The 23,414-nt window shown below is 66.6% G+C and carries 22 protein-coding genes, 1 tRNA gene and 1 other RNA gene; 12 read left to right on the top strand and 12 right to left on the bottom strand.

Annotated features, from left to right (window positions below):
• Positions 1-43 precede the first annotated feature (43 nt).
• The gene (locus tag BLT71_RS04735) at positions 44-964 is read left to right on the top strand and encodes an oxygenase MpaB family protein (protein ID WP_091718037.1); all 921 of its coding nucleotides are present in this window, start codon (positions 44-46) and stop codon (positions 962-964) included.
• Between the two features lie 81 nt (positions 965-1,045).
• Here the strand turns inward: BLT71_RS04735 and BLT71_RS04730 are convergent.
• Positions 1,046-1,133 (bottom strand) — tRNA-Ser (locus BLT71_RS04730).
• 427 nt (positions 1,134-1,560) lie between these two features.
• On the opposite strand from BLT71_RS04730, the gene ffs reads away from it, so the two are divergent.
• The 3 genes from ffs to recR all read left to right on the top strand — a co-directional run bounded on the left by ffs (position 1,561) and on the right by recR (position 6,080).
• Positions 1,561-1,657, top strand: an RNA gene (ffs, locus tag BLT71_RS04725) — signal recognition particle sRNA small type.
• Between the two features lie 21 nt (positions 1,658-1,678).
• Positions 1,679-5,407: a DNA polymerase III subunit gamma and tau gene (locus tag BLT71_RS04720; protein WP_091718035.1), complete on the top strand. Its 3,729-nt coding sequence runs from the start codon at positions 1,679-1,681 to the stop codon at positions 5,405-5,407.
• A 73-nt stretch (positions 5,408-5,480) separates the two neighbouring features.
• The gene (gene recR / locus BLT71_RS04715) at positions 5,481-6,080 is read left to right on the top strand and encodes a recombination mediator RecR (protein ID WP_091718033.1); all 600 of its coding nucleotides are present in this window, start codon (positions 5,481-5,483) and stop codon (positions 6,078-6,080) included.
• A gap of 50 nt (positions 6,081-6,130) precedes the next feature.
• Here the strand turns inward: recR and BLT71_RS04710 are convergent, their stop codons facing one another.
• From BLT71_RS04710 to BLT71_RS04700, 3 genes are all read right to left on the bottom strand, one after another.
• Positions 6,131-7,246 carry a hypothetical protein gene (locus BLT71_RS04710; RefSeq protein WP_231994445.1) on the bottom strand — a complete coding sequence of 372 codons (1,116 nt, stop codon included), beginning with the start codon at positions 7,244-7,246 and terminating at the stop codon, positions 6,131-6,133.
• Between the two features lie 175 nt (positions 7,247-7,421).
• A complete protein-coding gene (locus tag BLT71_RS04705; RefSeq protein ID WP_091718031.1) occupies positions 7,422-8,555 on the bottom strand; it encodes an ABC transporter permease in 1,134 nt (377 codons plus the stop codon).
• Positions 8,552-9,511, bottom strand: a complete 960-nt coding sequence (locus tag BLT71_RS04700) for an ABC transporter ATP-binding protein (RefSeq protein ID WP_091718029.1) — start codon at positions 9,509-9,511, stop codon at positions 8,552-8,554. Before BLT71_RS04700 ends, BLT71_RS04705 begins: the two co-directional genes overlap by 4 nt.
• Before the next feature lie 207 nt (positions 9,512-9,718).
• Here BLT71_RS04700 and BLT71_RS04695 point away from each other — a divergent pair, with 207 nt between their 5' ends.
• On the top strand, positions 9,719-11,077 hold the full coding sequence (locus BLT71_RS04695) for an aspartate kinase (RefSeq protein WP_091718027.1): 1,359 nt from the start codon (positions 9,719-9,721) through the stop codon (positions 11,075-11,077).
• Between the two features lie 102 nt (positions 11,078-11,179).
• On the opposite strand, the gene BLT71_RS04690 is transcribed toward BLT71_RS04695, so the two are convergent.
• Together BLT71_RS04690 and BLT71_RS04685 are read right to left on the bottom strand one after the other, a co-directional pair.
• Positions 11,180-11,395, bottom strand: coding sequence for a hypothetical protein (locus BLT71_RS04690; RefSeq protein WP_091718025.1), 216 nt, complete (start codon positions 11,393-11,395; stop codon positions 11,180-11,182).
• 166 nt (positions 11,396-11,561) lie between these two features.
• Positions 11,562-11,804: a hypothetical protein gene (locus tag BLT71_RS04685; RefSeq protein WP_015935909.1), complete on the bottom strand. Its 243-nt coding sequence runs from the start codon at positions 11,802-11,804 to the stop codon at positions 11,562-11,564.
• Between the two features lie 76 nt (positions 11,805-11,880).
• Between BLT71_RS04685 and BLT71_RS04680 the strand changes: the two genes are divergently transcribed.
• The 4 genes from BLT71_RS04680 (at position 11,881) to BLT71_RS04665 (ending at position 14,335) form a co-directional block, all read left to right on the top strand.
• Positions 11,881-12,348: a MarR family winged helix-turn-helix transcriptional regulator gene (locus BLT71_RS04680; protein WP_091718023.1), complete on the top strand. Its 468-nt coding sequence runs from the start codon at positions 11,881-11,883 to the stop codon at positions 12,346-12,348.
• Positions 12,349-12,449: 101 nt separating this feature from the next.
• Positions 12,450-13,031 (top strand): SSI family serine proteinase inhibitor, encoded by a 582-nt coding sequence (locus tag BLT71_RS04675; RefSeq protein WP_091718021.1) that lies wholly within the window; start codon positions 12,450-12,452, stop codon positions 13,029-13,031.
• Positions 13,018-13,980, top strand: a complete 963-nt coding sequence (locus BLT71_RS04670) for a 3-methyladenine DNA glycosylase (RefSeq protein WP_091718019.1) — start codon at positions 13,018-13,020, stop codon at positions 13,978-13,980. The genes BLT71_RS04675 and BLT71_RS04670 overlap by 14 nt, the downstream gene beginning before the upstream one ends.
• The gene (locus BLT71_RS04665; protein ID WP_091718017.1) at positions 13,958-14,335 is read left to right on the top strand and encodes a serine protease inhibitor; all 378 of its coding nucleotides are present in this window, start codon (positions 13,958-13,960) and stop codon (positions 14,333-14,335) included. The genes BLT71_RS04670 and BLT71_RS04665 overlap by 23 nt, the downstream gene beginning before the upstream one ends.
• Before the next feature lie 108 nt (positions 14,336-14,443).
• Here BLT71_RS04665 and BLT71_RS04660 read toward each other — a convergent pair whose 3' ends face one another.
• Entirely contained in the window at positions 14,444-17,773 is a 3,330-nt protein-coding gene (locus tag BLT71_RS04660) for a S8 family serine peptidase (protein WP_231994444.1), read from the bottom strand.
• 114 nt (positions 17,774-17,887) lie between these two features.
• Positions 17,888-18,073, bottom strand: a complete 186-nt coding sequence (locus BLT71_RS04655; protein ID WP_091718013.1) for a hypothetical protein — start codon at positions 18,071-18,073, stop codon at positions 17,888-17,890.
• A gap of 267 nt (positions 18,074-18,340) precedes the next feature.
• On the opposite strand from BLT71_RS04655, the gene purS reads away from it, so the two are divergent.
• Genes purS through purL form a run of 3 tightly spaced genes read left to right on the top strand, consistent with a single transcriptional unit; the run spans position 18,341 to position 21,685 of the window.
• The gene (gene purS, locus BLT71_RS04650) at positions 18,341-18,592 is read left to right on the top strand and encodes a phosphoribosylformylglycinamidine synthase subunit PurS (protein WP_015935902.1); all 252 of its coding nucleotides are present in this window, start codon (positions 18,341-18,343) and stop codon (positions 18,590-18,592) included.
• 1 nt (position 18,593) lies between these two features.
• Complete coding sequence (gene purQ, locus BLT71_RS04645) at positions 18,594-19,379, top strand: phosphoribosylformylglycinamidine synthase subunit PurQ (protein ID WP_091718010.1); 786 nt, start codon at positions 18,594-18,596, stop codon at positions 19,377-19,379.
• The gene (gene purL / locus BLT71_RS04640) at positions 19,376-21,685 is read left to right on the top strand and encodes a phosphoribosylformylglycinamidine synthase subunit PurL (protein WP_091718007.1); all 2,310 of its coding nucleotides are present in this window, start codon (positions 19,376-19,378) and stop codon (positions 21,683-21,685) included. The genes purQ and purL overlap by 4 nt, the downstream gene beginning before the upstream one ends.
• A 103-nt stretch (positions 21,686-21,788) precedes the next feature.
• Here the strand turns inward: purL and BLT71_RS04635 are convergent, their stop codons facing one another.
• From BLT71_RS04635 to BLT71_RS04620, 4 genes are read right to left on the bottom strand one after another with little or no spacing between them, the layout of a single operon-like run.
• A complete protein-coding gene (locus BLT71_RS04635) occupies positions 21,789-22,082 on the bottom strand; it encodes a DUF503 domain-containing protein (RefSeq protein WP_091718005.1) in 294 nt (97 codons plus the stop codon).
• Positions 22,083-22,097: 15 nt separating this feature from the next.
• Positions 22,098-22,418 (bottom strand): putative quinol monooxygenase, encoded by a 321-nt coding sequence (locus BLT71_RS04630; protein WP_091718003.1) that lies wholly within the window; start codon positions 22,416-22,418, stop codon positions 22,098-22,100.
• Positions 22,415-22,969, bottom strand: a complete 555-nt coding sequence (locus BLT71_RS04625; RefSeq protein ID WP_091718001.1) for a DUF1990 family protein — start codon at positions 22,967-22,969, stop codon at positions 22,415-22,417. Before BLT71_RS04625 ends, BLT71_RS04630 begins: the two co-directional genes overlap by 4 nt.
• On the bottom strand, positions 22,962-23,369 hold the full coding sequence (locus BLT71_RS04620) for an MmcQ/YjbR family DNA-binding protein (protein WP_091717999.1): 408 nt from the start codon (positions 23,367-23,369) through the stop codon (positions 22,962-22,964). The genes BLT71_RS04625 and BLT71_RS04620 overlap by 8 nt, the downstream gene beginning before the upstream one ends.
• Between the last annotated feature and the right edge of the window lie 45 nt (positions 23,370-23,414).

Below are 23,414 nucleotides of genomic sequence, written 5' to 3'. Positions count from 1 at the left end.
CGATTTCCTCCCATCGACCGGCGGAACCGGGCAACAATGGGGTATGCGGAGCTTTCTTCGGAAGTGGCAAGGCGAAATCAGGAAGACGTTCACCGGAAGGTCGGACGCCCCTCCGGACTGGGCCGTGCGGCTCGAGGAGGGGGACGACGCCGGATACCACCACCCCGGTTCCGCCGTGTGGGCAGTCCACGGCTCCATGTCCCCTATCGTGGCCGGAATCCGGACGCTCCTGATGCAGTCGCTCCATCCGGGGGCGTTGGCGGGTGTCCACGAGCACTCGAACTTCCGGGAGGACCCGCTGGGCCGCCTTGCCCACACGATCCGCTGGATCTTCACGGTGACCTACGGTTCAAGGGAAGCCGCCGAAGAAGCCTCGGGCAGAGTCCGCCGCCTGCATGTGCCCGTGCGCGGGACCTATGACGGCAACGATGGCCAAGCCCACAGTTACAGCGCCAATGATCCCCACCTTGCCGGCTGGATCCACATCGCCTTCACGGACGCGTTCCTGGCCTCCCACAAAATCTGGGGTGGGCCTGTCCCGGGAGGCCCCGACGCCTATGTCCGTGAGTGGGCCCAGGCCGGCAGTTTGATGGGCGTCGACCGGCCACCCTTGACGGAGGCTGAGATGCGGGCCGAACTGGACCGCTGGTACGAAAGCGGCCAGCTGCGCGCGGACCATCGGGTCGCCGAGACGGTGGAGTTCATCCGAAAGGCTCCATTGCACCCGATGCTGCGGCCCGGCTATCGTGTTCTCTTTGCCGGCGCCGTGTACAGCCTCGAGCCCCGGTACCGCGAGATGCTGGGGCTCTCTGTCCCGCGGCTGGGCCCCTTCCCGCTGCCGGTGAGGCTGGCGACCAAAGCCGTCCTCGGCGTCGTACGCCTCACGCTTGGTCCCCGTGGACCGAGCGAGATTGCAGCGCGGGCGCGTCTGCTCCGGCTGGGAATGGCAGCACCGGACGCCTGAGCACAGTGCCTTTCAGAAAGCCCGCATTCTGGTCAGAACATGCAAAAACCCGGCCCCACACTGTGGGACCGGGTTCCTGGCTGGCGGAGAATGGGGGATTTGAACCCCCGAGGGCGTTAACCCAACACGCGTTCCAGGCGTGCGCCATAGGCCGCTAGGCGAATTCTCCAGCTGCTCTTGAATCAAAAGCAGATACTAGATTACCTGAAGATTCGCGCATCGCCCAATTGGGCCATTTTCGGCGTTCCGCCGGCGCTTGGACGGCCGCCGCGGCGCAGCCTGCGCAGGGTTCCACCCGCCCTACTGGCCAGCCACCCAAAACCGGCCATACGCCAGAAATGGGCGCCCCCAACGCGCCCATTCCATCGGACACCGTTGAGCTGCCGGGTCCGGCCCGTTCAGCCAGGCCACACAGCTCACAACCTTGAGATTGCCCCAATCGGTGTACATACCTATGATCGCGGCTGCCGACGGGATAAGCAATGAAAATAGCCCCCTCTGTGCTCGCCATTCCATCCCCGGGCAGGCGTGGCGGGCAGAAGATGCGCGGGACCGCTCCCGATTCGAGTCGGGCCCGATGTTCGGGTAAAGTGTCTGACGGCCCCTCATGTGGCGTCATCCTGTTGAACTCCCCCAGGACCGGAAGGTAGCAAGGGTAGACGGGCTCTGGCGGGTGCATGGGGGGTCTTTACTATTCCCCCACAGGGCGGCAGGATGTCGGCCCGGATTGGTAGGGTTTTTCCTGTGACAGTTACTACCGCTCTCTACCGCAGATACCGTCCCGATTCGTTCGCAGACGTTATCGGGCAGGAGCATGTCACCGGACCACTGATGACGGCTTTGCGCAAGAACCGCGTCAACCATGCCTACCTGTTTTCCGGCCCCAGGGGCTGCGGCAAAACCACCTCCGCCCGCATCCTGGCCCGCTGCCTGAACTGTGCCGAGGGCCCCACCGACACCCCCTGCGGCGTGTGCCCCAGCTGTGTTGAACTGGCCCGCGGCGGCTCCGGCTCCCTCGATGTGATCGAGATTGACGCGGCCAGCCACGGCGGTGTGGATGATGCCCGCGACCTCCGTGAACGCGCCACCTACGCCCCGGTCCGCGACCGCTACAAGATCTTCATCATCGACGAAGCGCACATGGTCACCTCGGCCGGCTTCAACGCCCTGCTGAAAATCGTCGAAGAGCCGCCGGAACACATCAAGTTCATCTTCGCCACCACGGAACCGGACAAGGTCATTGGCACCATCCGCTCCCGCACTCACCACTACCCATTCCGGCTGGTTCCGCCCGAGCCGCTGATGGCTTACCTTGAGCTGCTGTGCAACCAGGAGAACGTCCCGGTTGCCCCCGGTGTCCTGTCCCTGGTGATCCGCGCCGGCGGCGGTTCCGTCCGTGACTCCCTGTCCGTCCTGGACCAGCTCATGGCGGGCGCAGGTCCGAACGGGCTCGACTACGAACTCGCGGTTGCGCTGCTCGGCTACACGCACGCTTCCCTCCTGGACGATGTTGTGGAGGCCGTTGCCGCCTCGGACGCAGCCACCGTTTTCCGCGCGGTGGACCGCGTCATCCAAACCGGGCATGACCCGCGGCGCTTCGTTGAGGACCTGCTGGAGCGTTTCCGCGACCTGATCATCGTCCAGGCCATGCCGGAGAGCGCCCAGGTCATCCTGCGCGGGATGCCCGCGGACCAGATCGCCCGGCTGCAGAACCAGGCCCACAACCTTGGCGCAGCGGAGCTGTCCCGCGCTGCCGATGTCACCAACACGGCGCTGACCGAGATGACAGGTGCCACGTCTCCGCGGCTGCACCTGGAACTGCTCTGCGCCCGGATCCTATTGCCAAGTTCGGAACAGAATGAACGCGGCATTGCTGCGCGCATCGACCGCGTCGAGCGGCGGCTGAACTACTCCGGGAACGACGCCGGTGCTGCCACCGGCCAGGGTGCCAGCGCCGCGCTGGGTGCCGGCTCGGCACCACACGCCCCTGCAGCTACCCGGATTCCGGCGGCAACGCAGGCTGGCGCTGCCGGCGGCGGCCAGGCATCCGAGACCCACGCTCCCGCGGCCCAGTCCCACACAGCCCAGTCCCCCGCCGCTCAGGCCGCAGCTGGCCATGCTCCCGCTGAGCAGGCTCATACGGGCCAGGCTCAGGCACCGCAGGCCCCTTCAGCGCATGACCCTGCAGCCGGGACTCCGGAGCAGACTCCCAAGGCCCCCATCGCGTCGGCCCAGCCGCAGGCTGGCCCAGATTCACCTTCCCTCCCTGCAACAGGGGAATCTTCGCCCAGGACAACTCAAGGCGCTCCGGGTACAGGGACCGCGGACGGCCGCCCGCCGCTGACGCCCCCGCGCGTGAGCACCAACGACTGGCCCGTGGATCAGCCTGGCAACGAACGCCAACCGGGCAGCAGCACCTCTCCGGTCCAGCCTGCTGCAGGCCGCCCGGCGCCCACGTCAGGACCTGCCGCTGCGGTGCAGGGCGCTCCGGAGCAGGCTCAGCCCGCTTCGTCCTCCGCAACGCAGGACGCATCTGCCCCGGCAGGTTCAGCTCACACGTCGCACGGTCGCGGCGACGCCACTGCTGGCGCCGGCAGCACTGGCAGTGCCGGACAGAACGCGCCACGCGTTACTGCGGCCCCTGGCGGCCCGGCAGGCATGGGCGATGTTGAAGTCCTTCGCCGTGCGTGGCCAGACGTGCTGCAGACCCTGTCCAAAATCAAGCGCAGCACCTGGGCGCTGGTGGAACCGAACGCCCAGGTCAGCGCCTTCGATGGCAGCGTCCTCACGCTCGCTTTCGCAACGTCCGGTCTCGCCGGTGCCTTCGGGCGGGCGGACCACTCCGACAACCTCCGCCAGGCGATCCACAAAACGGTGGGCATCGACTGCCAGATCAATGCAGTGGCGGCCGGCGCAGGCCAAGCGAGCGCTGAACCAAACCCAAAAGCACCCGCCAGCCAGGTAGCTACGGCCAATGAGGTACCCACGGCCAATCAGGTGGCTACTGCCAACCAGGTAGCTATCGCGAGCCAGGCGGCTCCGGCCAGCCAAGTAGCACCGGCCAGCTCAGCTGACGTTGCCTGGGGCCTCGCCCCGGCGCCCACACCAGCACCAGCGGTTGAACCTGCCGATGCCGGAGGGCGTCCAGGCCACAGCGCGCCATCCTCGCAGCCAACCCGCACCGGTTCCTCCGCTGTGCCCGCGGGGACCGGCGCAGCGCAGGCGGCCGAACACGCAGAAGCAGTCCCCACGCCGCCATCGTCGCAGGACCAGGCACAGGGTGCACGGGCCGATGCCCCGGCACCGGGCAGCCACGCAGCCGGCAGCCACGCCCCAGGTAATCACGGCGCCGCCGGCAACCCCAGCGGGCCCACACCGTCCGGCGCAGGCACAGCCGGGAGCGCCCCGGCACGTTCTGCCGTCAACAGTCCCGCCGGCTCCGCCGCACCTTCAGGTACCAGCGCCGCCGCCGGAGGGGACCCCTATGCGGCCCTTGCAGGTGACTACTCCTACTCAGACGACGACTGGGGACCGCCGAGGGACGAGGACGCTCCCCCGCTGGAAGAAGAACCTCCCATGGACTGGGCACCCTCGCCCGCGAAGGGAAGCAATCCAGCGCCAGCACCGGGCCCCGCGTCCACCCCAACACCGGGATCCTCACCGGCGCCCGCGTCTTCACAGGCACCAGCGGCATCCCCCGTCGTGGAAGCCCCGCAGCGGGCTTCAGGCACAGCAGACGGCGCTCACGACCCCTGGACCCGGGCTGTGGAACAGGCACCCGGCGTCTGGGTTGTGGGGACGGAAAGCAACGTGGGAGCCCCTCCCGTCGCAAGCGGGGCCAGTGCGGAACTGGACAACCCGTCCAGGCCCGCAGGTGTCACGGCTGTGACCAGCACCCCGCACTACGAGCCCGCCACGGCTCAGGTCCCACCGTCCATCCCTGTTACTCCCGCCGCCGGACCGGTCCGCACCACCGTTCCAGGGGAAGCACCGTTGGCACCCGTGGCGGCCACAACGCCGGCAGCAGCACCGTCGGCACCAGTGGCAGCCACAACATCGGCACCAGCGCCGCCGGCACCGGCAAGCCCGGAACCGCAGCAGGCCCGCGAGTACGCCATGGCATCCTCCGCACCGGCATCCGCACCTTCGCCAGCCCTTGCCACCGCACCGGCGTCTGCCGCTGCCGCCGCGACACGCCAAAGCCTCTACCAAAGGCTTTCCAACAGCCCGGAAGCCGAAGCCGGACGTGCCAAGGCCCCCGCACGGGCGGCCGCCGCAGCGGCCACCGCAGCGGCCACTTATGTGCAGGACATTCCCAGCGCGGACGACGAAACCATCGAGGAGTCGGGCGTCTTCGGACGCGCTGCCGTGGAACGTATTCTGGGCGGAAAGCTGATCGAAGAACGCTCGCCGGACGGCAGCCCCCTGGCTCCGCGCTACTGACGGCGGCCAGTCCGCCAACGGGGCGGCCACGCCATGACCTGCAAAACAACCAAACCAAGCTAAAGAGGGAATTGTGTACGAAGGTGCGGTCCAGGAGCTTATCGACGAGCTCGGACGCCTTCCGGGAGTCGGTCCCAAGTCGGCGCAGCGGCTGGCATTCCACATCCTTGAAGCAGATCCACAGGACATGAAGCGGCTGGTGGAAGCCATCACCACGGTCAAGGACCGGGTCAAGTTCTGCACGGTCTGCGGCAACGTCACGGAGCAGGAGCTCTGCAACATCTGCCGCGACCCGCGCCGCGATCCCGCCATCATCTGCGTGGTGGAGGAGTCCAAGGATGTCCTCGCGGTGGAACGTACGCGCTCGTTCCGCGGGCGGTACCACGTGCTGGGCGGAGCCATCAATCCGATTGCCGGCGTCGGCCCCGAACAGCTGCGGATCCGTGAGCTGCTCACCCGGCTGAACGACGGCGCCATCCAGGAAGTCATCATCGCCACCGACCCCAACCTGGAGGGCGAGGCTACAGCCACCTACCTGGCGAGGATGCTCAAAACCATCGGGATTGCTGTCACCAGGTTGGCCTCCGGGCTGCCCGTCGGCGGCGACCTGGAGTACGCGGACGAGGTCACGCTGGGCCGCGCGTTCGAGGGCCGGCGGAACGCCCTGAGCTAACCCCGGGCCCGGGGCAAGGACATAACGGCAAGTGCAGAGCGCCGGAACTGTCAGGCAGGCGGACGACGGCGGGACGCCGCCACGTGCGCGCCACCCAGCAAGGCGCCGGTCAAGCCAGCCTGCAGCAGGAGGCCAGCCGCTGCGAGGGGCGTTCGCGGCGAATCCGTGCTCCTCGGTTCCCCGTTGACGCACGGAACCCTGGGGCCGTCGGCCGCGGCCTGCAGTTCCGCAGAAAGCCAGCCGGGCAGTTCCTGCCCCGGCCCCGGTTCACCGGCCAGCATCGTCAACACCACAATGCGGCTCACAGCCGGCAGCCACATGATCCGCTCCGTCCGGTAAACCTCGACGGTTCCGGCCGGGATCTGCGAGCACTCGTAGGCAACGGGAGTCCCGTCTGCGGCCCGGTGAACGTTCAGCGCCACAGTAACGGGTTCTTCGGAGCGGACAGCAGGCACCAGCAGGGCGCCGGCAACCAGGGTCCCCGCCACGAGGAACAGGCCGAGCACCCAACCCGCCACCCTTGCCAGGACAGGGCCACGCACCAGGGCGGCCATCGCAACACCCATGGCACCGAACAGGGTCCCTTCCACGACCGCCAGTCCTGACGAGGTGACAGCGACGGATCCGGGGCCACCGGAAGCCATTGCCTGGATGAGAAGACTGACCAGCACCACCACTGCGAACACCAGGCCCTGCAGTGCGGTGGCCAGGACGGCTGCAAGATAGCCCGGATGAGGCTCTCCGGTCGAGGCTCGCCGCAGCTGGCAGGCCATGCCCCAGTGCATCCCCACCAGGGCCGCCGCAGCCGGAAGCAGCGAGGACGCAAGGACGTAGATCAGCAGCGCAGCGGGAACCAAGCCGGACAGGTCGCCTTCCGCGGGGGCCGACACCCACACCAGGCCTGCGGCGACGGCCCACGTCGCACACGCTGCGCCCACGGCAACGGCCCAGAAGCGAAGCGAAGCAATACTGCCCCGCCAAGCCACGACTGCCGAAAGCACCGCCGCCCGCAACGCGGGACCGGCCGGACGCCCGCCGTCGTCGTCATCAGTCCCTGCGTCCGGGAACCCGGAAGAGTCCGCGCCCGGAGGGGAAGTGTCCCGGCCGATCGGCTCAAAGAATGGCTCCGGCGCGGGACCTTCGGAAGGTTGCCGCTGATTGGGCATGCCGGGTCCGCCTTCCCTGGACAGGCCCCAGCCCCGGAAGCGGCCGGCGATTGCCGGCCAGCTGCGTTACAACTGGTTCAATCGTGGGATACCGGCGCCGGGCTGTCCAGATCCCGTCAGGCCGAACCCTCGAAAGGTCCCGCCCGGCGGGTTCGGGTTCAGCCTGCCGGCCTGCTCAGGCGATGCGGGTCCCGCGGGCGAGCTTGCGGGCGGGCGTCCGGAGCGAACGCCAGCCGAGCCACATCAGGAGCCCGGACAGCACGAGCTGGAGGCCGAGGCCGGCAGGCCACAGCGGGGTCTTTTGCCCCAGGTATGTGGGCTGGACCTTGCCGTTGACGCACGGCGTGGTCCCTTCCGGCCCGGCCATGGCCTGGCGGGCCGCCTGGCTGATGCCTTCGATCGCGCCGATGGACGTGAAGTTTTGCCGCTCCGTTCTGTCCGGGTACGGAATGGCGTCCGCCACCACCACGAAGGGGTTCATGGCAAGCGTCCAGGCCACCCGCTCGGTATGCAGGGCGGACTGTTCTCGAAGAGGTCCGGAACAGGTGTATCCGGCGTCCACGGGCTCTGACTGCAGCGGCGCGTAGGCACGGTACTGCGGATTGTTGGCCATTACTGTGCCTTGGGTCAGCCCGGTGCCCAGCCCGAAGGAGATGAGGGTGCCAACCACCAGGCCGGCCACCGCCAGGTAGGTCACCACGATGGAAAACAAGGGGCGCCCGGCCAGCGCGGAAATCCCGACGCCGATGGCGCAGACAATGCCCACCTCAACGGCGAGCATCACCAGCGATACCAGTATGTAGGCGGGAGTCAGGCCGCCCAGCGCTACGCCAATTACCAGGAACGGGGTACTGGCCACCAGGAACGCCAGGGCCGCCGCCCAGGCGGCGAAAAATTTGCCCCAGAGGATCTGGCCCGGTTCCAGCAGCGTGACCTGGAGGATGGCCAAGGTGCCGCCCGCCCGGTCACCGTTCACGGCGTTGGCAGACAGTGCCGGCGCCACCAGCAGCGCGAACAGCAGGACGAACGCCAGCACCACTTCAAAGATCAGCGAACCCGGCCCGGTGGATCGTGTTCCGGATACGCCACCGAAGTCGCGCTGGAAGGCATTCGAGGCGCTCCAGCTTGCCCAGGTCAGCCACGTCACCAGTCCGGTCAGGGCGAACCAGATGGCCAGCATGATGTACCAGCCGCGGGACCGGAGCCGCTGCTTCAGCTCCAGGGCCACCACATGCCCGATTCCGGCCATGTAGGGGCCGGGCGTTCCGCGGCGGGCGGCTCCTTCCCGGTTTTCCGTCATGCTGCTCATCGCCGTTCCCCTTCGAGGTTCATGTAGGTCTCCTCCAACGCGCCGACGGCCGGGGCAAAGGAACGGATTCCGACGCCGGCGAGCACCAGGTCCCGCAGGAGCCGCTCCGCCCCGACCTCGTTGTGCAGAACGAGGCTGACGCCCGGCCGGCGGCCTTCCTCGCGGCGGAATTCGAGTCCCAGCCGCTCCAGTTCCGCGGCGAGCGCAGCTGTGTCGGCCGCCGTGATCGCATAACGGCGGCCAGCCGCGACCGCTTCCTCGGTGGTTTGCTGCCGGACCGTGCGTCCGTTGTTGACGAACACCGCACCGTCCGCGATCTCATCCAGTTCGCTGAGCACGTGCGAGGACACCACGACGGCTTTTCCTTCGGCGGCGAGTTGCCGGAGTGTGGTCCGCAGCTCAACGCGGGACCCCGGATCCAGGCCTGATGCAGGCTCGTCCAGGAGCAGCACCGACGGATCGTGGATGAGTGCGCGCGCCAGGCTCAGCCGCTGCTGCTGCCCGCGGGACAGGACCCGGGCGGGCTGGTCGGCGAGGTCTGCCAGCCGGACACGCTCCAGCATGTCGGTGACCCGCGCGGCGATCCCGGACGCTGGTAGCCGGTAGAACCGGGCCATCTGGGTCAGGATCTCCCGGGCCGTCAGCGATTCCCACACCCCCAGGGTGTCCGGCATCCAGCCCAACCGGCTCCGGACCTCCGCGCGGTTCCGGACAGGGTCCAGCCCGCCAACAGTGATGGTGCCCTGGTCCGGGGCCAGCAGCGAGGCCAGCATGAGGAGCAGGGTGGTCTTTCCTGCACCATTGGGGCCGATGAGTGCCGTGACCATGCCCGCCGGGGCGTGGAAGTCCATATGGTCCACCGCGCGGACGGCGCCAAAGCTGCGGCTTACCCCCCGGGCCGTGATTCCGTCGTCGGGAACCTGCTGCCCGCCGGACTGTTCCGAAATTATTGCCATAGTGTGCGCACCTGTCCCCCCACAGTGTTGCTGCATGCTGATCCTCCGAGCGTACGCCAGCGGCCATGCCCGGGTTGTCGTCCTCCGGGCTGAGATTCGGTCACAATTCAGCGGCGCGGTACGGGCGGCGATAAACTGTCGGAGGATGCCGGGCCGCCCCGCTGCCTGGCTTCCGAAAATCCCATTGATCCGATGAAGGTATGCGCCATGAGTACGCCCACTACCGAAGTGCACAACGCGACGCAGCCGCAGGGCCTGCAGGCCGGCGGTGCGGTAACCAAACAACTCATCGTGCAGAAGTTCGGCGGGTCCTCCGTTGCCGACGCTGACGGCATTAAGCGTGTGGCCGCCAGGGTGGTAAACGCCCAGCAGGCCGGCAACGAGGTTGTTGTGGTGGTCTCCGCCATGGGCGACACCACCGACGAACTCCTGGACCTCGCCGCCCAGGTCACCGACTCCGCCCCGGCCCGCGAGATGGACATGCTGCTCTCCGCCGGCGAACGTATTTCCATGGCCCTGCTGGCCATGGCCATCAACAAACTCGGCGCGTCTGCGCAGTCGTTTACGGGGTCGCAGGCCGGCATGATTACCGATGGCATCCACGGCAAGGCCCGCATCATCGATGTTGACCCCCACCGCATCCGCACCGCGCTGGACAAGGAAAATATCGCCATTGTGGCCGGTTTCCAGGGCATGAGCCGAAGCACCAACGAGATCACCACCCTGGGCCGCGGCGGCTCGGACACCACAGCGGTGGCCCTGGCTGCGGCACTGGAAGCTGACGTCTGCGAGATCTACACGGATGTGGATGGCATCTACACGGCCGATCCCCGGGTGGTCCCGTCCGCCCAGAAGATCGACACCATTTCCAGCGAGGAGATGTTGGAGCTCGCGGCGTCCGGCGCCAAGATCCTGCACCTCCGGTGCGTCGAGTATGCCCGCCGGTTCGGCGTGCCCCTGCACGTCCGTTCCTCATTCAGCCAGCACGAAGGCACCTGGGTCATCCCCAGCGCCGAAGACAAGATCACCACTCAAGAGGGAGTTGCCTTGGAGCAGCCAATCATCTCCGGCGTTGCGCACGACCGCTCGGAAGCCAAGGTCACCGTTGTGGGCGTTCCGGACATCCCGGGCAAGGCCGCGGCCATCTTCCAGGTCATCGCCGACGCCCATTCCAACATCGACATGATCGTCCAGAACGTGTCCACCCACGGAACCGGCAAGACCGACATCTCGTTCACGCTGCCCATCATTGAGGGCGCCGATGCCCTTGCCGCCCTGCACGCCGCGCAGGACTTGATCGGCTTCGAAACCATCGAGTACAACGAGAAGATCGGCAAGCTCTCCCTGATCGGAGCCGGCATGCGGTCCCACCCGGGCGTCTCGGCCACCTTCTTTAAGGCATTGTCCGACGCCGGCATCAACATCAACATGATCTCCACCTCGGAAATCAGGATTTCCGTAGTCACCCATGCAGACCTGCTGGATGAGGCCGTGCGCGTCATCCACAATGCGTTCGAGCTGGACAGCGACAACGAAGCCACCGTGTATGGCGGCACCGGCCGCTGACCGCCGCCGGCAGACAAAAAGCCGGGCCGCCTTCCATTGATTCATGGAAGGCGGCCCGGCTTTTTTCATGCTGTGCGGCCCGGGACCTGTCTACGGAAGGGTTCAGCTTTCCCGTTCCAGGTCTTCCAGCCGGACGGCGTAGTGGTGGCCTGTTGAGTCGGTTTCCACCACGAAGTGCGAAAGGTCCTCCTCCGAGGCCTGCTCGAAGTCATCGTGCCTGTGGATCACCGGAGTATCGGCATCGAGCCGGGTCGCTGGACCGAAGAAGAAGCGGAGCCGGTCCGTCATGCTCATAAATCCGCTGAGTACGTGTGCCACTGTTTTCCACCCCCTTCCCCGGTGCGAGGAAATGAGCCATTGGCTCCACCCGGGAGCCGGTGCCCCTCATTTTACGCCGGGAAGGTGCAAAAAGCTCCGGACCATCGGGCGTCACCTCACGGCGGGGCGCGGCGGCCGATTGGCTAGTGACGGAACCGCAGGCCCGTCAGCGCAGGGATTTGTCGCCCGGATCCTTTGGCACCACGTAGGTGCTTCCGTCCGGCCGGGTGATGGTTTCCCATTGCTGGCTTTCAGCCTCGCGCTGAGCGAGCAGCCGACGGTTTTCCTCGGTCATGGCGTGGCCGAGGGCGGAGCGGTTGGCCGGCCCGAAGACTGCCCGCAATTTGCCGGTGGCCCGCATGAACCGCTGGGAAGCGTTACCCCTGTCTTCAGTGTTGCGCCTGGCCATGAACTTTCCTTCCATCTGACATTCTGCCTACCAAAAGTGTACGCTAATTATTAGTGCACTAACAGTTGGAGGACCAATGACCACCGCAGCCGCCCCGGACACCCGTGAAGACGACCTGCTCCTGGAGCACCAGTTGTGCTTCGCCCTGACCGTGGCTTCCCGCAGCGTCGTAGGCGCCTACAAGCCCGTCCTCGAAAAACTGAACCTGACACACCCGCAGTACCTCGTCATGCTCGCGCTCTGGGAAACAAGTCCCCGCACCGTCAGGAACATCAGCGAAGCCCTGGCCCAGGAACCCGCCACCATTTCACCGCTGCTGCGCCGCCTTGAAGCCGCTGGATACATCACCCGGCAACGCGCTGACGGGAACGAACGTGCGCTGTCGGTGGAACTCACGCCGAAGGGAGCCGCCCTCCGGCAGGAGGCGCTCAAGGTTCCCGGCACCATGATGGACAGGCTGGGACTGACCCGCGGGCAGGTCACCGAACTGCACGCCAGCATGATGGCGCTCATCGCCGCCACATCCGGCAGCACGGAGTCATAGGCAGCGCAGCACACTCCCCTCCAGCGCACAGGCCCGGATCAGCGCAGCCCGCGGGACAACCCGGGGAAGTTAGAATCGAGGCATGAATGAGGCGTCGGACCATGCGTAACGTGCGGCTTCACCTAGCGGCCCTTGCCGTCACCGCGGGGCTGCTCTCCGCCTGCACCGGTGGCCCGGACGGCGGCAACCCGCCGTCCACGTCCCCGGCTCCGTCGCCAACCTCCTCCGCCACGTCTTCGGCAACCGCGCCCCCGTCAACAGCCACTCCGTCCCCGGACACCGAAACGTCAGTTCCGGCCCCGCCGCCCGCTTCCCCGTCCGCGCTGCCTGCCGGGCCTGGCCAGGGCAATGCCGAACTTGCCATCACTGTCATTCCGGCTGAAGGCCAAGCCGCAGTCAACTACACGCTGGTGTGCGAAGCCGGAGTGCCGGCAGGCGAAAGCAGCCACCCGACGGCCGACGCCGCCTGCGCCGCCCTCAAACGGAATTCGGCCCTGCTGAACCCGGCGCCCCGCACGGCCCAGGCCTGCACCCAGCAATATGGCGGACCGGAAAAGGCGACCGTGAGCGGAGTGGTTGACGGAACCGCCGTCGAAGCATCCTTCGCCCGCACGGACGGTTGCGAGATCAGCGCCTGGGACGCCGCGAAAGACATACTGGGAGGCGCCGGTGGAGCAACTTAAGCTCCTTGCGGCCAACGAGTGGCGGGCGAGGGAAGAGGCCCACCAGCTGCGCGTCGGCCGCTACGCGGATCCCTATTTGGAGCGGAGGTCCGCCGGACGGAAACATCCGGTGGAGGACTTCCTCTTCACCTACTACACGCAAAAACCGGGTCAGCTTCGCCGCTGGCACCCGGGCGCCGGAACCGTCCTCGCGGGCAGCGCGGGCGAGGCCCGGCGCGGTTGGAAGCACTACCGGGTGCTCGACGACGGCGAACTGGCTGCGCTCGGCCTGCCTGCGGGAAGCACGGCGGTCACCTTCGACCGGGCCGCCTTCCTGGCCGACCGTGCGGACGCGGTGGCCTTCGCGGAGATCATCCTGCGCGGAACCGCGGCAAGGCCTGCCCAGTTCGGCTGCTTTGGCCTGCACGAATGGGCCATGGTGTACCGCCAGGACAAGTTCGATCTGCGCCACGAATACCTGAAACTGCGCCTGGGTTCGGAGGGAACCGACCAGGTGGTGGAGGATAACCGCATCCGCTGCACCCACTTTGATGCGTTCCGCTTCTATACTCCTGATGCGTTGCCGCTCAATGAGCACCTGCCTACCCGGGACTCCCAACGGCACATGGAACAGCCCGGCTGCCTGCATGCCAACATGGACCTCTACAAGTGGGCCTACAAGCTGCTTCCGGCACTTCCGAGCGAGCTGGTCATGGACTGCTTCGAGCTCTCCTGGCGGATCCGCGCCATGGATATGCAGGCCTCCCCCTACGACCTCGCCGGCTGGGGCTACCCGCCCATCCGGATTGAGACCACCGATGGAAAGGCCGACTACGTTGCCCGGCAGCGTGGCTTTGCCCAGGAAGCCGCAATACTCCGGGGCCGGCTGGCAGCGTCTTTGGCGGAGGCCACAGGCGAGACCACCAGGTCCGCGAAAGGAGAAGTCCATGGAGAACAAGGCGCAGCCTGACCCCGGATCCGTCCACCTGGTCATCAACCTCAGCGAAACGCCTGACGGCCCGCACCATAAATTCACCCTGCAGGCCAGCCACGGCAAGGTGTCCCCCGGCTCGACCGTACCGGACCCGCAGGCCGCCCTCGACGCTGTCCTGAAACACGGACCTGCGATCTTCTTCCCGGAACCCGGGCCGCCGCGCCTGTGTACCCAGCAGTATGGCGGGCCCCAGCAGGCCGTCGTCACGGGGACGTTCCAGGGCAGGCGTGTTCACACGACGCTGACCCTGACCGATGGTTGCGAGATTTCCCGGTGGCGGGCCCTTGCTCCACTGCTGGGCGGAACTGCCGGAGCCGCCGGTACTACCTAGGCGGACGGTTACCCGGCCCAAGACAAGGATGGCCGGCGGATCGCAGTCGGTCCGCCGGCCATCAGTTGTCCGGTTATTCAGGCTCCGGGCCTCCTGGGAGGCTGGCGCCTAGATCCCCAGGTTGGAGCTCCCCGATTCGTCCTGGAACTCCTTCTTCTTCTTTTCCTTCTTGACCTTGTCCTTCTTGTCCTTCTTGCCCGGGTCTGTCTGCTCGTCATCCGGGACCACGGCACCGGCACCCGGGGTTACCACCACCGAGACAAAGGTGGGAGTGGCACCCCCGGAATAGTTGACCCGGCCGATGTAGGAGCCCGGTTCAAGGTTCTGCCACGACAACGTCACGTCACCGGCAGTACCGTTCGCCAGCCGAAGCGGGTTCGGGCTGACCGAGGCGTTGCCCATGTTGGCACCCAGGACCGCAGCATCCAATGATGCCTTGGTGGGCTGGCCGTTAGGGCTGGCGTAGAGGTTGGCGAACATTGTGTACACGCCGGCCTTGGGATTGCTGACGGACACCGATTCGCTGGCGGACACCGTCTGGGAGGCCAACTGCTTCCCATCCGGAGTGAACACCAGGAGATCGAAGTCAGCGTTCTCGTCCGAGGAGAAGACGGAGAACTTGGCCAGCGGCGAACCCGCCGCCACCGTCACCTGCTTCATGGCGTTGGAGGTGTTGTTCGCCAGGGCCAGCGGCCCGGGAACCAGTTCCACGGCAGTTGAATCCGCCTTGGACAGGCCGTCCACCGTCATGCTGACCGGTGCGTTGGTTCCGGACACCACGGGAATCTTCCCCTGGCCGGTCCCGCCCACTGAGCTGAAGGCGGCATTCGCCGGCGCCACTACGGACTGCGGACGGACCGCTACCGGTGAAGCGACATTCTTGCCGGCACCCTGCCAGACCAGGCTGCCCATGGCGAACTGGCCCGTGGGGGCGGAGGCGTTTTCGAACTTGACCTTGAACGTCCGCTTTTCGCCCACCGCGCTGAAGTTCAGGATCGAGGGGGTCACGGTGACCTTGACGCCCGGCACGTTCACCTGGGCGCGGTACAGGCCGGGGGTCAGCGCGGTCACCGTGCGGGTGACCTCAGGCCTGCCGGTCAGTGAGCCCAGCGCAAACGAGGCCACATTCATGTCGCGCGGCGCGGTGGTTCCCAGATCCGGGATGCCCAGGTCCAGTCCGGTTCCCTGGATGAACTTCAGGTAGTCGGTCTCGTTGGCGTCGTACACCAGGCCCGGGTCCAGGACCTTGGCAACGGACACCTGGCCTGCGCCGGTGGCGAAGACATCTGTGTTGCGGCTGCCGTCCGCGTTCTTGACGTCCGTAGCGGTGGTCATCATGGCTGACTTGACCGTGGCGGGAGACCAGGTGGGGTTCTTGCCCAGGACCAGCGCACCGAAGCCTGCCACGTGCGGGGCGGCCATCGATGTGCCGGACATCATGCCGAACTGGGCGCCGGCTTCACCGATGGGAGAGACACCGGCCAGCACGGCGACGCCGGGAGCGGCGACGTCCGGCTTCAGCAGGTCGGAGTCGGTGGCCAGCAGCGGGCCTCGTGAGGAGAATCCGGCGATCTGCGGCTGGGGCTCCTGCGGCAGGCCGGTGGTGTCTTTGTTCACCAGCGCGGCTTTGATGGCGGGGTTGGCCGCCAGCTTGTCCTTGATCTGCTGCGTTGCCGGCGGATTCACGTGGACAGTGGGTACGGCGTGCTGGTCCACGTCCTCGGAGGACGGGGTGACGTTGACGAGGATCATGCCGACGCCGCCGGTGCGCTTGACCTCGGCACTCTTGGCAACGCGGTCAACAACTCCCCTGTCACAGACAACGATTTTGCCGGCCACCTTGGCGGGGTCCAGTGTGTTCGGTCCGCAGAGTTCGGGGCTTGCGGCTCCTGCTGCTGCAGCCGATGCTGCGAGGACCAGCGGGCTGGCCGGGACGTTGTTGGCCATCAGGCTGGCACCGCGGTACTTGCTGCCGTCCTCGAATTCAACAGTTCCCTGCAGCTCGGTGGAGAAGGACGAGGCAGCGACAGTGGTGAGCCATGGTGCGCCGTGGTTCACGGTGCTGGCCGTGGGGCCGCTGTTGCCTGCGGAGGCGGAAACGAAGACTCCGGCTGAGGCTGCGGAGAGGAACGCCAAAGCAACTGGGTCCGTGGTGGTGGAGGTGCTGCCCGAAATGGAGTAGTTCAGGACATCCACGCCGTCCAGGATCGCCTGGTTGATGGCGGCCACCGATGCGGAGCTGTAGCAGCCGCCGGTGTTGGGGTCGGTGTCTTCCCAGCAGACCTTGTAGATGGAGAGTTTGGCCGCCGGAGCGACGCCGCCTGTGATGCCCATGTCGCGGCCGCCAAGGTTGGCCCTGACGTTCGCGTTTCCGGCTGCGGTGCTGGCGGTGTGGGTGCCGTGGCTTCCGACGTCAACGGGAGAGAGCACTTCCTCGGGGGCACGGTTGGCCTCCGGGACGTACTTCTTGAAGTCGTCGGCGAAGTAGCGGGCGCTGAGGACCTTGGAGTTGCAGGCACTGCCGTCGAAAGCTGCCCCGGTGCCTTCGCCTTTTTGGCATTCGCCCACGAACGTGTCGCCGTCGGACTTCAACATGGCGATCTTGCCGTCTGCTGTCCGGTAGGGCACGCCCACCTCGGGGTTTCCGGCCAGCGGCTTGACGTCGGTTCCGGCGAAGAAAGGGCTGGAGGGGGTGTAGCCGGAGTCGATGACTCCCACCACAACGCCCTTGCCGGCGTTCTCCGTGCCACCGAAGGATGTATTCCAGATGCCTTGCGGGCCGGAGAGCTGAAGGAAATCGGTGGTGGAGTAGTCCGGCGCGTTCTCGGTATCCGGCGCCACCATGAGGACCTTCGGATCCTTGGCCAGCTTCAGCGCCTGGTCGGCGGAGAGATCCGCGGCGAAGCCATTGATGGCGGCGGTGAAGTTGCGTTTGATCTGGACGCTTTCGTCCTTGGCGATCTCGCGCTGTTGCGTTTCGAGATGCTGCTGGTAGCGCTGCACCTCGGGCCGCCCGGCGTCGAGCTTCTTTCCGCTCTGGGGTTTCGTAGCGCTCAGGTCGCCGGTGCCGCCTGCATAGGTGGCTGCGGGCTTCTCCGCCAGTACCACGATGTACCGGCCGGCTTGGTAGTCCTTGGGATCAAGGTTCTTCTGCTGGACCGACGGAACCTGCCCCGTGGCGGGGGCTGCCGTGGCTGGCACGGCTGCCACTGAACCAAGAAGCAGCGGAATCCCCACGGAGAACGCTGCAGCCCTCCGGAACCCGCCGCCCCTTGCAGGGCTCTTTCCTGTTAATTTCACGTGCACCCTTTCACGATGAACCGGCCTGTCAGGATTAGAGGGCCGGAAACGACCGGCTTGGTACAGGGAATTACAGGTTTTGTAATTCGATAAGACCAGCCGGTTCACAGAGTACAGACTGATAGCCGAATATGACATAGGGCACATACGGCGAATTTTCGCCAGTCATATACAGCGCTGGCGGGGACCCTGACGGGCAGCCCGGGAAGCCCTGCGCGTCAGGGGCAGGGCGCGGGAATCCGCGGCAGGACGCTACTGCCGGGGGGTCCGGACCACGTCGCTGATCCATTGCCGGGTCTTCTCGTCCACCGGTCCGGCCGTGCGGGTTTCCCGGGCACGGCGGTCGGCTTTGATCTTCTGGAAGACCATCCGGCCCAGGCCGGCAAATACGGCTGCGGCCATCACTGGCAAAAGGACGGACTTCGAATTCTCTGCCATCCCGTCATCCTAGTGAAGGGTCCGTTTCAACTCCATAGCGGGATTGGCCGGAAGCGCCGGATTCCGCTTTTGCGGGCCCCACCGTGACGTGGATCTACCGAATACAGGGTGGGGCCGCCGGGCCGGTAGAATGATAAGGCAAGCTCGCGGAGCGCCCGTCCACAAAGTCTGGAACACTGCCTTACAGTGTGCCCCCACTACCGGTACGGCGTGAGACGGCACCACTCCGCTGCGCCCTTACCCAAGCTCACGCACAGGAGTTGCCGGATGCCCCGGATCGTTGTTGACGTCATGCCCAAGCCCGAGATTCTTGACCCCCAGGGAAAGGCGATCGTCGGCGCTCTTCCCCGCCTCGGCTTCACCAGCTTCAGCTCTGTCCGCCAGGGCAAGCGCTTCGAACTGACCGTGGACGGCGAGGTGACGGAGGAGATCCTGGCCCAGGCCCGCGACGCCGCCGAAACCCTCCTGTCCAACCCCGTGATCGAGGACGTCGTCAACGTCGAGGTCGTCGAGGCCTGAGATGACTGAACTTCCCCTGATCGGCGAGGCCATCGCCGTCGCGGCGGAGCCGCGCCTCGCCGGCGCCCGGATCGGCGTCGTTACCTTCCCCGGCACCCTTGATGACCGGGATGCCGCCCGCGCCGTGCGCCTGGCCGGTGCCACCGCCGTCGAACTCTGGCACGGCGACACCGAACTCGGTGACGTGGACGCCGTCGTCATCCCCGGCGGGTTCTCCTACGGTGACTACCTCCGTGCCGGCGCCATTGCCCGTTTCGCGCCGCTGATGTCCAAGATCATCGACGCCGCCAACAGTGACGCCAAGCTGCCTGTCCTGGGCATCTGCAACGGCTTCCAGATCCTCACGGAATCGCACCTGCTGCCGGGTTCGATGATCAAGAACGATCACCTGAAGTTCCTGTGCCGCGACCAGATCCTGCGCGTCGAGAACAGCAACACTGCCTGGACCCTGGACTACGAAGCGGGCCAGGAAATCACCATCCCTCTGAAGAACCAGGATGGCCAGTACATCGCGGACGACAAGACCCTGGACGCCCTCGAGGCCGAGGGCCGCGTCGTCTTCCGTTACGTGGGCTTCAACCCGAACGGTTCGCGCCGCGACATCGCCGGCATCTCCAATGCAGCCGGCAACGTGGTGGGCCTCATGCCGCACCCCGAGCACGCCGTGGAACCGGGCTTTGGCCCCGAGACTGCGTTGTCCGGCTCCGCCGGTGTCGGCGGGTCCGACACAGACGGACTCGGTTTCTTCACCTCCGTACTGACCAAGATTGTGGGAGGCGACAAGTGACCACCGAAACCACCAAGAAGTTCAACATCGACACGGTGGAGAACGCCGGCAAGACTCCGAAGACGGACCTGCCGTGGGCCGAGCTTGGCCTGAAGCGGAACGAGTTCGACGAAATCGTCAAGGTCCTGGGCCGCCGCCCCACCGGCGCCGAACTGGCCATGTATTCCGTCATGTGGAGCGAGCACTGCTCCTACAAGTCCTCCAAGAACCACCTGCGCCAGTTCGGCGAAAAGGTCACCGAGGAAATGAAGAAGGACATGCTGGTGGGCATCGGCGAGAACGCCGGCGTCACCAACCTGGGGGACGGCTGGGCCGTGACCTTCAAGATCGAATCGCACAACTCGCCGTCGTTCGTTGAGCCTTACCAGGGCGCGGCAACCGGCATTGGCGGCATTGTCCGCGACATCATCTCCATGGGCGCACGCCCCGTTGCCGTCATGGACCCGCTGCGCTTCGGCGCCATCGACCACCCGGACACCGCCCGCGTCATGCACGGCGCCGTGGCGGGCATCGGCGGCTACGGCAACTCGCTGGGCCTGCCGAACATCGGCGGCGAGATGGTGTTCGACTCCGTCTACCAGGGCAACCCGCTGGTCAACGCCCTTGCCGTTGGCGTCATGCGCCACGAGGACATCCGGCTTGCCAACGCCTCGGGCAAGGGCAACAAGGTGGTCCTGTTCGGTGCACGCACCGGCGGCGACGGAATCGGCGGCGCTTCCGTGCTGGCTTCCGAATCCTTTGATGACACCAAGCCGTCCAAGCGCCCCGCCGTCCAGGTGGGCGACCCGTTCGCCGAAAAGGTGCTCATCGAGTGCTGCCTTGAGCTGTTCAAGGGCTCCCTGGTGGAGGGCATCCAGGACCTCGGCGCGGCAGGCATCTCCTGCGCCACGTCCGAGCTCGCCTCCAACGGCGACGGCGGCATGCAGGTTGAGCTGACCTCCGTCCTGCTGCGCGACCCCACGCTGACCCCGGGCGAGATCCTGATGTCCGAGTCCCAGGAACGCATGATGGCCGTTGTGACGCCGGAGAACGTGGAAGCGTTCGAGGCCGTCATGGACAAGTGGGCCGTGGAGTACTCCTGGCTGGGCGAGGTCACCGACACCGGCCGCCTGATCATCACCTGGGAAGGCGACGTGATTGTCGATGTCGATCCCCGCACCGTGGCGCACGACGGCCCGGTCTACGACCGCCCGTTTGCCCGCCCGGAGTGGCAGGATTCGGTCCAGGCAGACACCTTCACCGGCTCTGTTCAGGATGCCGGCCGCCCCGCTGCACCCGCCGAGCTGGCCAAGGCTGTGACGGAACTCGTGGCCTCGCCGAACATGTGCTCGAAGTCCTGGATCACCAACCAGTACGACCGGTACGTGGGCGGCAACACCTCCATGGCGTTCCCGGACGACGCCGGCGTGGTCCGCGTTGACGAGGAAACCGGCCTGGGTGTTGCCCTGGCCACCGACGCCAACGGCCGCTACACCTACCTCGATCCCTACCACGGTGCACAGCTGGCCCTGGCCGAGGCGTACCGGAACGTTGCCACCGCAGGTGCCATCCCCATGGCCGTCAGCGACTGCCTGAACTTCGGCTCCCCCGAGGACCCGGATGTCATGTGGCAGCTGGCCGAAGCGATCCGCGGCCTGTCCGACGCCTGCCAGGTGCTCGGCATCCCCGTCACCGGCGGCAACGTCTCGCTGTACAACCAGACGGGCACCACCCCCATCCACCCCTCCCCCGTGGTGGCGGTGCTGGGCAAGCTCGACGACGTTGCCCGCCGCACGCCGTCGGGCTGGCGTGAGGATGGCCAGGCGATCTACCTGCTGGGCACTACCGCTGCCGAGCTGGACGGCTCTGAGTGGGCCAACATGCGCGGCCACCTGGGCGGCCAGCCGCCGAAGGTGGACCTTGAGACCGAGCGCGCACTGGGTGAGATCCTGATCAACGCCTCCCGCGACGGCATGATCGACGCCGCACACGACCTCTCCGAGGGCGGCCTGGCCGCCGTGCTGGTGGAGTCCTCGCTGCGCTACGGCGTCGGCGCGCGGATTGCGCTGCAGGATGTCATGGACCGCGATGGCGTGGACCTGTTCACGGCACTGTTCTCCGAATCCCAGGGACGTGCCGTGGTGGGCGTTCCCCGCTCGGAGGAAGTGCGCTTCACGGACATGTGCACCGCCCGCGGCTTCGCGCACACCCGCATCGGCGTGGTGGACGCTGCCAGCGGCGCCCTGGAAATCAACGGCGTGGAGAGCCTGTCCCTCGACGCCCTCCGCGAAGCCCACGAAGGGACGCTGCCGAAGTACTTCGGCTGATCCCTTCCCCTTCGATTGCTCCGTAATTGCCCTTTTGAGCCCTCAAAACGGCGGTTACGGAGCAATCGTTTTTAATCTCCCCTCCGCCAGCCATTGCGCCCGCTTAATCCTCGCTGTGCAGGTCCCGGCGGCGGGCGCTGAGCAGCTCGATTTCGGGGCGGCCCGCCACGAAGCGTTCGACGGCGTCGAGCACCTCCACGAGGTGCGCGCGGTCGGCTGCCACCAGGCCGGCGCCCACCCTGGTGCGGCGGTACTGGTCGTGGTCCCCCACCTCGGCCACGGACACGTCGAAGCGACGCTTTAGTTCAGCAAGGAGCGGCCTGATAACGGACCGTTTCTCCTTGAGGCTTTGGACGTCGCCCAGGAGGATGTCGAACTCGATCCAGCCGACCCACATGGCCGCGGTCCTTCCCTAGCCGATGGTGAGCTCGCCCATGCGGTCCCAGCCGTCGCCCTCGAGCTGGCGGCTGATGATGCGGGGAGTTTCGGCGAGGGCCTGCGGCATGTCCGCCATGGCCTTCTTGAAGTGTTCGCTGTTCACGTGGTCGCCCGCGGCGTCGTCCTTGAACGCTTCAACAAGGACGTACTCGTTGGGGTCGTCCAGGCTTCGTGACCAGTCGAACCAGAGGTTGCCGGGCTCCTGCCGGGTTGCCGCGGTGAAGTCTGCCACCAGCTCCGGCCAGCGCTCCGACCATTCCGGCTTGACCTTGAACTTGACGACGATAAAAATCACTGGGACGTTCCTTCCGCGGCGAGTGTGCGTGCCCCTTCAATGTACCGGGAAGTAACGTACCGCTGGGCCGCCCGGGTGACCAGTCCGCCGGTGGCGTAGAACCAGTTGGCCGGCTTGCTGAAAGCACGGATCCGGAGGTAGACCGCACCCGAGGCGTCGATGACCGCCTCAAAGGATTCCTCGCCGCGGGCGGGGTGTCCCGGAAGCGTCCCGTAGCCAAAACCTGCTGCCTGTGGCATGCCGTCCGCGGACGGTTCCCGGACCCAAACCACCTCGCACGGCGCGTTCAGGCGGAACGGGCCGACGCCGAAGCCGCTGACCACGCGGACGCCCGGCCTTGCCTGTGGGGACTCCGCCCGGACACGGAGGCCCGCGCGCCGCTGCAGTTCCCACCCAAGGATGCCGTCCGCGACGCGACGGAACAGCGGCAGCCCCGACCCCAGGCGCACCTCCTCCACGACGCTGGCGTACCCCGCCGGCGTCGTACCCTGCCTTGTACTTCCAACACCCGGATAGTTCAGGCTGCCGCGGGCCGCCCGTGCCTCATTCACCCGAACGTCCCAGGCGTGCCCAGCCAAGCTGTTCCTGCTGCTTGCGGCTCAGGCCGGCAACCACCAGGTCATAGGAGTCCTCCACCATGTCCCGCACCATGTCCTCCGGGAGGGACCCGTCCAGGCGGACACCATTCCAGTGCGTCTTGTTCATGTGCCAGGCCCCGTCGATCGCGGCGTGCGCGGCCCGCAACTGAACCGCCAAGGAGGGATCGCATTTGAGGTTCACGTAGAAATCGCCGGGATCCATGGAGGACAGTGCGAAGAGCTTCGCCTCATGCCGGGCCCCTCCGGCTACGTGGGCACGGACCTTGAAGACGGCAATCTCCGGTCCGAACGGGTAGTCCTCGAAGGCACCGGGGAATGAGAGGCAGATTTTTCGCAGCAGGGCGGGGTCCATGAACGAAGCCTATAAAGCGCATCCTTACGGTGCTAGTCTGCGAGG

The organism is Pseudarthrobacter equi (genome assembly GCF_900105535.1).
In the GTDB taxonomy this organism is placed as follows: Bacteria; Actinomycetota; Actinomycetes; order Actinomycetales; family Micrococcaceae; genus Arthrobacter; species Arthrobacter equi.
The sequence above is the reverse complement of the archived record's forward strand: the minus strand, read 5'-3'. Positions and strand labels throughout refer to the sequence as shown.

Coding starts and splice junctions, on each gene's coding strand:
- BLT71_RS04735 (WP_091718037.1), top strand. CDS start 44: ATGCGGAGCTTTCTTCGGAAGTGGCAAGGCGAAATCAGGAAGACGTTC.
- BLT71_RS04720 (WP_091718035.1), top strand. CDS start 1,679: ATGTCGGCCCGGATTGGTAGGGTTTTTCCTGTGACAGTTACTACCGCT.
- BLT71_RS04710 (WP_231994445.1), bottom strand. CDS start 7,246: ATGCCCAATCAGCGGCAACCTTCCGAAGGTCCCGCGCCGGAGCCATTC.
- BLT71_RS04705 (WP_091718031.1), bottom strand. CDS start 8,555: ATGAGCAGCATGACGGAAAACCGGGAAGGAGCCGCCCGCCGCGGAACG.
- BLT71_RS04700 (WP_091718029.1), bottom strand. CDS start 9,511: ATGGCAATAATTTCGGAACAGTCCGGCGGGCAGCAGGTTCCCGACGAC.
- BLT71_RS04695 (WP_091718027.1), top strand. CDS start 9,719: ATGAGTACGCCCACTACCGAAGTGCACAACGCGACGCAGCCGCAGGGC.
- BLT71_RS04685 (WP_015935909.1), bottom strand. CDS start 11,804: ATGGCCAGGCGCAACACTGAAGACAGGGGTAACGCTTCCCAGCGGTTC.
- BLT71_RS04680 (WP_091718023.1), top strand. CDS start 11,881: ATGACCACCGCAGCCGCCCCGGACACCCGTGAAGACGACCTGCTCCTG.
- BLT71_RS04675 (WP_091718021.1), top strand. CDS start 12,450: ATGCGTAACGTGCGGCTTCACCTAGCGGCCCTTGCCGTCACCGCGGGG.
- BLT71_RS04665 (WP_091718017.1), top strand. CDS start 13,958: ATGGAGAACAAGGCGCAGCCTGACCCCGGATCCGTCCACCTGGTCATC.
- BLT71_RS04660 (WP_231994444.1), bottom strand. CDS start 17,773: ATGTCATATTCGGCTATCAGTCTGTACTCTGTGAACCGGCTGGTCTTA.
- BLT71_RS04655 (WP_091718013.1), bottom strand. CDS start 18,073: ATGGCAGAGAATTCGAAGTCCGTCCTTTTGCCAGTGATGGCCGCAGCC.
- purS (WP_015935902.1), top strand. CDS start 18,341: ATGCCCCGGATCGTTGTTGACGTCATGCCCAAGCCCGAGATTCTTGAC.
- purQ (WP_091718010.1), top strand. CDS start 18,594: ATGACTGAACTTCCCCTGATCGGCGAGGCCATCGCCGTCGCGGCGGAG.
- BLT71_RS04635 (WP_091718005.1), bottom strand. CDS start 22,082: ATGTGGGTCGGCTGGATCGAGTTCGACATCCTCCTGGGCGACGTCCAA.
- BLT71_RS04620 (WP_091717999.1), bottom strand. CDS start 23,369: ATGGACCCCGCCCTGCTGCGAAAAATCTGCCTCTCATTCCCCGGTGCC.